At 71.1% G+C, this 2,578-nt stretch carries 4 protein-coding genes; 1 reads left to right on the forward strand and 3 read right to left on the reverse strand.

Annotated features, from left to right (window positions below; genetic code table 11):
- Nucleotides 1-425, forward strand: a 425-nt coding sequence (locus tag R6V09_RS50565; protein ID WP_317888160.1) for a LysR substrate-binding domain-containing protein, incomplete at its 5' end; no start/stop codon positions are given.
- Nucleotides 426-446: 21 nt separating this feature from the next.
- Here the strand turns inward: R6V09_RS50565 and R6V09_RS50570 are convergent.
- The 3 genes from R6V09_RS50570 to R6V09_RS50580 form a co-directional block, all read right to left on the reverse strand.
- The gene (locus R6V09_RS50570) at nucleotides 447-1,628 is read right to left on the reverse strand and encodes an SPFH domain-containing protein (RefSeq protein WP_317888161.1); all 1,182 of its coding nucleotides are present in this window, start codon (nucleotides 1,626-1,628) and stop codon (nucleotides 447-449) included.
- A gap of 11 nt (nucleotides 1,629-1,639) precedes the next feature.
- On the reverse strand, nucleotides 1,640-1,891 hold the full coding sequence (locus R6V09_RS50575) for a hypothetical protein (RefSeq protein WP_019058117.1): 252 nt from the start codon (nucleotides 1,889-1,891) through the stop codon (nucleotides 1,640-1,642).
- Nucleotides 1,892-1,998: 107 nt separating this feature from the next.
- Nucleotides 1,999-2,578, reverse strand: a 580-nt coding sequence (locus tag R6V09_RS50580; protein WP_317888162.1) for an ROK family protein, incomplete at its 5' end; no start/stop codon positions are given.

The following is a 2,578-nucleotide window of genomic DNA, read 5'->3' on the forward strand; positions in this document are numbered from 1 at the left end:
TGGCGGTCGCGGGCATTCCGGCGCGGCTGCCGGAGCCGCTGGTGAGCCGGACGGTCGCGGTGACCGAGCTGGTGCCGGTCACCGCCCGCGACCGTCCCGATCCGGATCTCGACGGCCCGTTCGTGCTGCCGCACCGGGGTCTGGTCCGGGAGGCGGCCGACCGCTGGTTCCGGGCCCGGGGCACGACACCGGACGTGGTCTGCGAACCGGACGGCCACGAAGGGCTGTTGACGCTGGTCGCGCTGGGCTTCGGGACCGGGGTAGTGCCCCGGCTGGTGCTGGAGTGCAGTGCCGTACGGGAGCGGCTGGCGGTGGTCGCCGCGGATCCGGCGCCGGAGCCGCTCCCGATCGGGCTGTGCGTACGGCGGGCCGATCTGCGCCGCCCGCTGGTGGCGACGCTGTGGAGCCTCACGGCTCCTTGGTAGGACCGGCCGCCGGAGCCGCTGCTAGTCGAGGTCCACCGGGCCGTCGTCCTTCTTGTCGTCCTTCTTCGCCTGGAGTTGGAGCAGGTTCTTGACGTCGTCGCCGGGGCGGCGGCCGTCGTTGTCCGCGTTGCCCAGGTTGCCCCGGACCGAGTCGAGGATCGTGAGGCCCTGCGAGACCAGGCCGGCCGCGATCTCGCCGAGGCCGTCCGCGCCGTTGAGGACGTTGACGTTGGCGCCGGCGAGGCCACCGGCCGCTTCCTTCACGATCTGCGGGAGCTGGTCGATCAGCATGCGGTCGAGCGCGACCCGGTCGTAGGAAGCCGCCGCCTCGGCCTGGATCTTCATGCGCTCCGCCTCGGCGATGGCGAGCAGCTTGATCCGCTGGGCCTCGGCCTCGGCCGGCTTGACGATCTCGGCGACCAGCTGCTGCTGGCGCAACTCCGCCTGGCGCTGGGCCAGTTCGGTCTGCGCGGCCAGCACCTCCTGCTGGGCGTGGGCCTGCGCCAGCGGTCCGGCCTGCGCGGCCTGCGCCTGGGCGCGGTCCACCTCGGCCGAGTACTCCGCCTTGACCACCGCGGTCTGCCGGGCGTACTCGGCCTGGTTGCGGGCCGCGACCTGCTCCGCCTCGACCGAGGCCTGGGTGGCCTGCGCCTGGGCAATCTGGGCCTGCCGCTGGATGGCGGCCTTGTGCGGCGCGGACATGGCCTCGATGTAGCCGACCTCGCCGTCGTCGATCGACTGGATCTGGAGCGAGTCCACGATCAGGCCGATCTTCGCCATCTCGACCTTCGAGGTGTCCAGGACCTCGGCGGCGAGCTTCTGCCGCTCCGTGACGATCTCCTCGACCGTCATCGAGCCGATGATGGACCGCAGGTGACCGGCGAAGATCCGGCCGGTCAGCACCGACATCTGGTCCTGGTCGGAGAGGAAGCGCTGGCCCGCGTTGATGATGCTCTCGGTGTCGTTGCCGACCTTGAACGCGATCACGGCACGGACGTGCAGCGCGATGCCCTGCCTGGTCACACAGGTCTCGGTGACCTCGGCCTCGCACATCGACAGCGTGAGGAAACGGGTCTTGCGGAAAACCGGGAGCACGAACTTTCCGTGCCCCGTCACCACTCGGAACGGCGCGCCCCCCAGTCCCCGCCTGCCACCCGAGATCAGCATCGCCTCATCGGGGGCGGGAACGCGGTAACCGAACATTCTGGTACTCCTCACTCAGCGCCGGCGGGGTCCCCGCCCAGCGCGTCCAATGGATCCACCCACTTGATGACGTGGACCTCACGACTTCCTCGCGACTCGATCACGAGTACCGTCGCCCCCGTGGGCAGAGGATCGTCCGACCAGGCGAGGAAGGTCTCGGAGCCGCCCCGGACGCGCACCAGGATCTCGCCGGGGCCCGCGCTTCCGCGGGTCGCGATGATCACCTGCCCCGTGCATCCGATCACGGGCTCATCCTGCGGCATCACTCGCCGCCCTCCATCCTCTGGCCTTAGGTTTCCGACGATAGACCTACTCTGCCCCGGCTCCCAACGGGCACGTCGATTCCTTCCGTCACGTGCCGTCCGTGCGGTCAGGAAAGAGCCGCCAGCGGGTCGTCCAGCACGGGCTGCCACGCCAACTCGGCGGCGCCGACCAGGCTGTTGTGGTCGAGGGTGCAGGCGAGGATCGGCACGCCTCCGCTCTGCCCCCACAGGCTCCGGTCGGCGACGACGGCGCGCAGCCGGTCCGGGTCGGCGTCGAGGAGGGTGCGATGCAGTCCGCCGAGGATGATCCGGTCGGGATTGAGGATGTTCACCAGCCCGGCGAGACCAAGCCCCAGCCGGTCGATCAGGGTCTCGGCGGCCTCCCGTACGGACGGGTCGTCGTAGTGCCGGCGGATCAGGTCGTTGGACTCCTGGAGCAGGGACACCTCGGGTCCGGGCTCACGACCGGCGGCCGTGAGGAAGGCGAGCGGATCGGCCTCCACGTCGAGACAGCCGCGGCTGCCGCAGTAACAGGGGCGGCCCTCGGGGTTGACGGTGAGGTGTCCGACTTCGAGCGCAAGCCCCGAACTCCCGGTGTGCAGACGCCCGTCGAGGACCAGCGCGCCGCCCACCCCCCGGTGTCCGGTCGCCACGCACAGCAGGTCGCGGGCGCCCCGGCCCGCGCCG

The organism is Streptomyces sp. W16, assembly GCF_033194735.1.
In the GTDB taxonomy this organism is placed as follows: Bacteria; Actinomycetota; Actinomycetes; order Streptomycetales; family Streptomycetaceae; genus Streptomyces.

What these genes read in the sequence shown, in the direction of transcription:
- R6V09_RS50570 (WP_317888161.1), bottom strand. Translation starts at nt 1,628, where the DNA reads ATGTTCGGTTACCGCGTTCCCGCCCCCGATGAGGCGATGCTGATCTCG.
- R6V09_RS50575 (WP_019058117.1), bottom strand. Translation starts at nt 1,891, where the DNA reads ATGCCGCAGGATGAGCCCGTGATCGGATGCACGGGGCAGGTGATCATC.